Below are 6,286 nucleotides of genomic sequence, written 5' to 3'. Positions count from 1 at the left end.
CCGCCGCGGGGGGGGGGCGGGTGGGGGGGGGGGGGGGGCGGGGTGGGCGCCGCCCCCCCCCACGTCTGTTCCGTGCGCGCGATGCGGCATCTGCCTGCAGTCGACTGTCTCGGCGCGCCGCACGTCACCAACTACATGTTCAGAGGTCCATGGCAGTTCGAATCGCCATGGCGACCACGTCGAGGGTGGCCTCCGAGACCCGGCCGATGAACTTCCAGTCGGCCATGCGGTCAGCGGTCTGCCAGTTGAGCCGGTAGGCGATCACGGCGCCCGCCGTCGGATCGGTCTCCCCGAGTTGTACGGCCAGCATGCCGCGCGTGCCGGAGGGAACGGTCGGGGAGATCTCCGCGACGATCACGGTTCCGTTCTCCGTGAGTCGTTGCGTGGAGATCACGAGGAACTGCCGGCCACGTAGTGGGTGCTCCCAAACGTCGCCTCGGTTCACTCGCCCCACCGTTCGGCGTTCCAGCCGTCGTCGCGGTTGGTCTTCTCCCAGGCGGCGAGCGCCTTGCACTCCTCGGAAAGCATCTTGTCGCGTGCCGCCTCAGCCATCCAGGCGGAGACGTTGTCGCCTGCGGCCAGTTTGATCTGCTCCGCCAGCGCATCCGGCACGCTCACAGTCAGGCGCGTCATACCGGCGAGCATACGCGATGTATGTACGGCCCGCATATGGTGCACTCGGGCGATTGAACATATCGTTTACAACATTGAGTTGACAACGAGTGGTTGATGAGGTTGACTGGCAAGCATGGCTGAAGCGCAAGAGACCGATGACCTGTTCGTTCCGCCGGATGCCGGCCGTGCTCGGGCGATGCGCGACTTCGCCGCGCTCACCCGCATCGCCGAGCGCCACGCGGCAACGGGCAGCCAGCGGGATCGCTGGCGGAACGCGATGGTGCTCGACCCGTACGAGGCGGTCAGCCTGACGGTGTCGCTCGCGGCCGGTTCCGCACTGCCCGAGCCGGACGAAGCCCCGCTGGACTCCGCCGACCTGACCGCCGCGCTCACCCTGATTCCCCGGGTACGCGCCGAACTCGACGCGCTGGAGACGGGTCTGCTCGACCTGGCCCGCGCCCGCGGCCTGACCTGGCAGGCGATCGCCTTCGGGTTGGGGCTCGGCACCCCGCAGGCCGCCCGGCAGCGCCACGAGCGCCTGACCGACCGCACACGGCCCAGCCCCGCGAGCTAGCCGCGAGGCAAGTCGCCGTTGCGGCCTTCGCCGCGCCTGGTCCGGCGGATCCGGACAGCCCGGTCGGTGAGTTCGTCGACGGCCGCGCCGATCTCGGGCGGCAGGCCGCTGTCATCGCAGCACGACGGCTTGGTGCGCGGATCCGTCGGTGGTTTGACCCCGGCGAGTTCGTACAGCGCCGCGTACACGTCGCCGCCCGGGTCGGCCTCGTCGTGTCGTCCGATCAGGACCACGCACGCCTGCCTGCCGGACCGGAACGCGACCACGATGCGCAGGTCGCCCACGTGCTTCACGCACAGGTGGTCGAGCGGGACACCGCCGGTGAGGCGGTAGCCGAGGGCCGCGCAGCCTTCGGCTTCGAGGTGGCGCAGAAACTGCGCCACCTGCTGCTGCTGGCGGTTGCGCAGACTCTCGAACTGCTGCTCGGCGCGGGGGGTCCATTCGAGGGCGACGGGCACGTCGGCAACCTACCTAAGACCGCTCTGCCGCGTACGCGCGAGCAGTTCGCCGGTGTCGATGGCCTTGCCCTCGCCGCGCCGCATCTGGGCGAGGCTTTCCCGGACGTCGTCGCGTTCCAGCAGCGCGGTGTCCTCCAGGTAGCGCCACACGGCGTCCAGCAACCCTCTGGTCTGCCCGGCCTGGCGCAGCTCCCGGACCAGGTGCCAGACCTCGTGGAAGCGGCGCGGTTCGAGCCGCGGCTGCCCGTTGACCTCCACGATCACGAAGATGCCCGTGCGGGCCCACTCCCTGATGGTCGGCTCGCTCAGGTCGAGCAGCTCAGCCGCGATCACGGGGCGGATGGGTTCGCAGGTGGCCAGCCACTGCCGGGCGACGCGCAGCAGCCGCGCACGCCGTTCGTCGTCGAGCGTGCGGGCGATGTCCTCCAGCTCCTCCACGGAGGAGAGCAGGTCGGCGATCTTCTCGCGGTCGGAGGCGACGGTCACGGCAGGCTCCTGTCCCTCGAATCGAGCCCGGCACTTACGAGTATGACCCACGAATCCGCAAGTACGCCGCGGACGATCAGCTCAACCTGGCGGCGCCCGGCCAGCTCGGCGGTCCGCGGCGGACGAATGGCCCGGTGCGTCCGCTGGGCGCGCTACCTGCGCGGACGGCGGTGCCGGGACGGTGGCGCGTGTCGCGTAGTAAGAATCGACTCCCTGCGCGCACTACCTGGTGACGGAACACCTTCCGACGAAGGAGCAGGAGCCAGTGACCCATGAGGAGCCGAACAGTCGGTTCACCGCCATCTACCACCGACATCATCGACAGGTGTACGCGTACGCGGTGAGCCGGGCCGGACGCACGCTCGCCGACGACGTCGTCGCCGACACGTTCCTGGTGGCCTGGCGCAGGCTGGAGGCCGTGCCCGAAGGGCCGCTGCCGTGGCTGCTGGGCGTGGCCCGCAACGTGATCCGGGAACGCTTCCGCGACGACGTACGCCAGGCGAGCCTCGCCACCGAGCTGCGGGCCTGGACCGTCGAAGCCGACGCCGACGTAGCCGACGGCGTCGCCGACCGCGCGGCGATGCTGGCCGCGCTCGCGGGGCTGAGCGACGACGACCGGGAGACGCTCACGCTGACCGCGTGGCAGGGCCTGTCCGCGAGGGACGCCGCCCGTGTCGTCGGCTGCTCGACCGCGAGCTTCTTCGTGCGCCTGCACCGGGCTCGCAGACGCCTGGAGCAGGCCATGTCCGACCCCGTGCCGGTGGACCGCCGCCGCCCCGTCCGCCTCACTGCGCAGGAGTACTCCCGATGAGCCACCGCGACACTCTGCGGGCCCTGACCGCGGCCCGCCCGACCAGCCTCGACCCGGCCGCGCCGCCCGCCGACCCCGCCCTGATCATGTCGTACCCCCAGGAGGAGACCGTGACGCGCACCGCCCGGCGGCCGGTGGGCCGCCTCGTCCTCGCCGCGGGCCTGCCCGCCGTCGCACTGGCCGTGACCGGAGCGTTCCTGCTCAACAACCCGTCCGGGACGGGGCCGACGCTGGTGCAGCCACCCGCCAGCGCACCGGCCTCCAACGCCCCTGCCGAACTGCCCACGGACGCGGGCAGCGTGCTGCTGGCCGCCGCCCAGCGCAGTGAATCCACGGTCGCGTCCGACGGCGACTACTGGGTGCTGCGCGCCGAGCACGGCGAGGGCACCCGGCGCGGACAGGACGAGATGATGTGGCTGGCTGCGCTGCCCGGTCTGCCCTCGAGCGGCTACTTCCGCCGCGCTGACGGGTCGTGGGCGGCCCGCCCGATGCAGGGGCACACGTCGGCGAACAACTTCCTGCTCGCCGGACAGCCGCGGTCGGTGCAGGAACTGGCCGCGCTGCCCACCGACCCGGGGCAGCTCAAGCGGCGGTTGCTCGGCTCGTACGACGGCAACGACGGGGAGGCGGAGGGACGCGACGTGTTCCTGTTCCACGCCGGTATGGACCTCGTCCTCGACCTGCCGGTGACCCCGCAGGTGCGCGGGGCCGCGTACCGGATGCTGGCGGAACTGCCCGGCGTGACGTCGCTGGGCCGGGTCACCGACCAGCGAGGGCGCATCGGCGTCGCGATCTCGGTCACCCGCCAGGGCGACTTCGCCAAGTCGCAGACCCGGCTGATCGTCGACCCGGCGACGGGCCAGGCCCTGGCCAGTGAGTCCTGGACCGGCGGTCGGCTGGCCAGCTGGCTGGTCCGGCTCGAGGCCCGCTGGGCCGACGGCCCGCTGCCGGACGCGTCGACCCTGAGCTGATCCAGATGTATGCCGGCAGGCCGCGCGGCCCGAACGGGTCACGCCGCCTGCCGGCGCAGCACGTCCGGGCATGTTCGATCGGCCGGGCAACTCTGTCCATGGCGTCGCTGCGACCGGGCACGGACATTCAGTAGCGTCATCGTCCGGTACTGCCTCCACACCGGACAGGGGAGCGACGTGACGCTGCCGATCGATCCTTCCGCACACCCCGTGCCGGGTCCGGTGGTCCGCCCGGCCATGGGCTGGTGGCGGCGGCACCGGGTGCTGCGCAACTGGCTCAGCGGCGTCGCCTCGGCGGTGGTCGTGTCCGTGATCAGCGGCGTCGCGCTCGCGGTCCTCACTCCGGGCGAGGACACCCCCGGCGGCGGTGCCGCACCGGCCTCGGCCGCCGCCGACGAGCCGCCGTTCAGCGTGGACGTGCTCTTCCGCGGCGACTACTGCGCGCCGTACGCGGTGAACGCCTACCCGGGTGAGCTGTCGAGCCCACACCGCGTGGTCGACCCGGACTCGCGCATACGGCCCGCCGATGACGAGGTCGCCGAGTGGATGCAGCGGGTCGACGCGATCCCTGCCGAGGGGCGCCTCCTGCTCACGCTGCAGGGCAGCACCGAGAAGACCGTGGTGCTGCAGGACATGACCGTCGAGGTGGTGGAGCCGAGGGGCCCGGCGATCGAGGCGACGACGCTGTTCTACCCCGAGTCCGGTTGCGGTGCCGGTGAATCGCCCCGCCTGTTCAAGGTGGGCCTGGACACCGCGAACCCGCGGCCGGTCCCCGCGGCGGGCGTGGACGCGGCGGGCAACGAGATCCCGGCGGTGGCATTCCCGTTCAGCGTCTCCGAGTCCGACCCGGAGATCTTCGCCATCACCGCCGACCCCGGTCACTGCGACTGCACCTGGCGGCTACGCCTGCGTTGGACCAGCGCGGGCCGCAGCGGCACCCTCGTCATCGACGACCACGGCCGGCCCTTCCGCACCGCGGCCGTCGTCGACACGAACGCACGCAAGTTCGTGGCTCACTCGGTCCGTGGCTGCCCCGGCGGACTCGCCTGGTGCGAGGAAGGCGCCTGACGCCGGCATGAACCGCGGCTCAGGGAGTCAGCGAGAGTTCGTTGAACTCGTCGGCGGTCTGCTGGCCGGAGAGGGCCTGGATGGCGGCCATGATGTCGTCGGTGGCCTGGCGGCGGGCCCGGCCGACGCTGATGCCGGGCTGCTGGGTGAAGCGCAGTGGTGCGCCGAAGCGGATGGTGATCCGGCCGGGCCGGGGGAGCTTCGCGCCGACCGGCTGGATGCGGTCGGTGCCGATGACCGCGACGGGCACGACCGGCGCGCCGGAGGCCAGGGCGAGCCAGGCCACGCCGGTGCGGCCGCGGTAGAGGCGGCCGTCGCGCGAGCGGCTGCCTTCGGGGTGGATGCCGAACGCGCCGCCGCGGTGAAGCACGTCGAGCGCCAGTTCCAGGGACTCCTGGGCGGCGCGGTGTCCGCCGCGCTGCACCGGGATGGCTTCGAGGCCCGTCATCAGCTCGCGGATGAGCCGCCCCCGCAGACCGGTGCCGGTGAAGTACTCCGCCTTGGCCATGAACGCGACCGGCCGGGGTGTCATCAGCGGGATGATGAAGCTGTCCAGGAACGACAGATGGTTCGCGGCCAGGATGAGCGGTCCGTCCAGCGGGATGTGCTCGCGGCCTTCGACGGTCGGCCGGAACGCCGCCCGCGCCAGCGGGGTGAGCAGCATCCTGGTGATGGACTGGATCGACACGTGTCCTCCGGTGATCAGGCTGGGCCCAGGTGGGCGTCCAGAGCGGCGCGTAGCAGCGGGTCGACGTCGTCGGTCTGCACGGTCATCTGCAGGCTGCCCCACAGCCAGAGTTGGGCGATGCCGTGCAGGTTCGCCCACAGTGCCCCGGCGACGACGACGGGCTCGGGGGCGGCCAGGCCGTGCCGGGCGCGGGTGACCAGGTCGACGAGCACGCCGAAGAGCTGGCGGCTGGCGTCGCGCAGGCCGATCTGGTTGCCGCGCAGCAGCTCGTGGCGGAACATCAGCTCGAACATGCCGCGCTGGGTACGGGCGAAGTCGAGGTAGTCGCGGCCCAGCGCGAGCAGCCCGGCGCGCGGGTCGGCCTCGTCGCGCAGCCCGGCGATGCGGCCGCCGAGATCCTGGTAGCCGACCTGGGCGATGGCGGACAGCAGGGACAGGTGGCTGGGGAAGTAGCGGCGCGGCGCGCCGTGCGACACCCCGGCCCGCCGGGCGATCTCGCGCAGCGTCAGCGATCCGGGTCCTTCGCGGGTGAGCAGGTCCACGCCCACCTCGATGAGGCGGGCGCGCAGGGTGGTGTCCTGGTCCGGCATAGACACTGTCTACCAGAGTGGGTAG

At 72.0% G+C, this 6,286-nt stretch carries 10 protein-coding genes; 4 read left to right on the top strand and 6 right to left on the bottom strand.

Annotated elements, in window-relative coordinates; translation table 11 throughout:
- Positions 1-139: 139 nt before the first annotated feature.
- Positions 140-358: a hypothetical protein gene (locus FLL47_RS02020; protein ID WP_144118655.1), complete on the bottom strand. Its 219-nt coding sequence runs from the start codon at positions 356-358 to the stop codon at positions 140-142.
- Positions 359-441: 83 nt separating this feature from the next.
- Positions 442-633, bottom strand: a complete 192-nt coding sequence (locus FLL47_RS02015; protein ID WP_144118654.1) for a hypothetical protein — start codon at positions 631-633, stop codon at positions 442-444.
- Between the two features lie 115 nt (positions 634-748).
- Between FLL47_RS02015 and FLL47_RS02010 the strand changes: the two genes are divergently transcribed.
- Positions 749-1,189 (top strand): DNA-binding protein, encoded by a 441-nt coding sequence (locus FLL47_RS02010; protein ID WP_144118653.1) that lies wholly within the window; start codon positions 749-751, stop codon positions 1,187-1,189.
- On the opposite strand, the gene FLL47_RS42645 is transcribed toward FLL47_RS02010, so the two are convergent.
- Positions 1,186-1,647, bottom strand: a complete 462-nt coding sequence (locus FLL47_RS42645) for a type II toxin-antitoxin system RelE family toxin (RefSeq protein ID WP_186315518.1) — start codon at positions 1,645-1,647, stop codon at positions 1,186-1,188. The genes FLL47_RS02010 and FLL47_RS42645 overlap by 4 nt on opposite strands.
- 9 nt (positions 1,648-1,656) lie before the next feature.
- Positions 1,657-2,133 (bottom strand): hypothetical protein, encoded by a 477-nt coding sequence (locus FLL47_RS02000; RefSeq protein ID WP_144118651.1) that lies wholly within the window; start codon positions 2,131-2,133, stop codon positions 1,657-1,659.
- Between the two features lie 265 nt (positions 2,134-2,398).
- On the opposite strand from FLL47_RS02000, the gene FLL47_RS01995 reads away from it, so the two are divergent.
- From FLL47_RS01995 to FLL47_RS01985, 3 genes are all read left to right on the top strand, one after another.
- Positions 2,399-2,944 (top strand): RNA polymerase sigma factor, encoded by a 546-nt coding sequence (locus FLL47_RS01995; protein WP_144118650.1) that lies wholly within the window; start codon positions 2,399-2,401, stop codon positions 2,942-2,944.
- Complete coding sequence (locus tag FLL47_RS01990; protein ID WP_144118649.1) at positions 2,941-3,915, top strand: CU044_5270 family protein; 975 nt, start codon at positions 2,941-2,943, stop codon at positions 3,913-3,915. The genes FLL47_RS01995 and FLL47_RS01990 overlap by 4 nt, the downstream gene beginning before the upstream one ends.
- Positions 3,916-4,092: 177 nt before the next feature.
- Positions 4,093-4,983, top strand: a complete 891-nt coding sequence (locus tag FLL47_RS01985; RefSeq protein WP_144118648.1) for a hypothetical protein — start codon at positions 4,093-4,095, stop codon at positions 4,981-4,983.
- 19 nt (positions 4,984-5,002) lie between these two features.
- On the opposite strand, the gene FLL47_RS01980 is transcribed toward FLL47_RS01985, so the two are convergent.
- The gene (locus FLL47_RS01980) at positions 5,003-5,647 is read right to left on the bottom strand and encodes a lysophospholipid acyltransferase family protein (protein WP_144118689.1); all 645 of its coding nucleotides are present in this window, start codon (positions 5,645-5,647) and stop codon (positions 5,003-5,005) included.
- A gap of 38 nt (positions 5,648-5,685) precedes the next feature.
- The gene (locus FLL47_RS01975) at positions 5,686-6,261 is read right to left on the bottom strand and encodes a TetR/AcrR family transcriptional regulator (RefSeq protein ID WP_144118647.1); all 576 of its coding nucleotides are present in this window, start codon (positions 6,259-6,261) and stop codon (positions 5,686-5,688) included.
- Positions 6,262-6,286 lie beyond the last annotated feature (25 nt).

This window comes from Catellatospora sichuanensis, from assembly GCF_007483665.1.
GTDB lineage: Bacteria > Actinomycetota > Actinomycetes > Mycobacteriales > Micromonosporaceae > Catellatospora > Catellatospora sichuanensis.
This window is presented reverse-complemented; position numbering and strand designations above follow the sequence as displayed.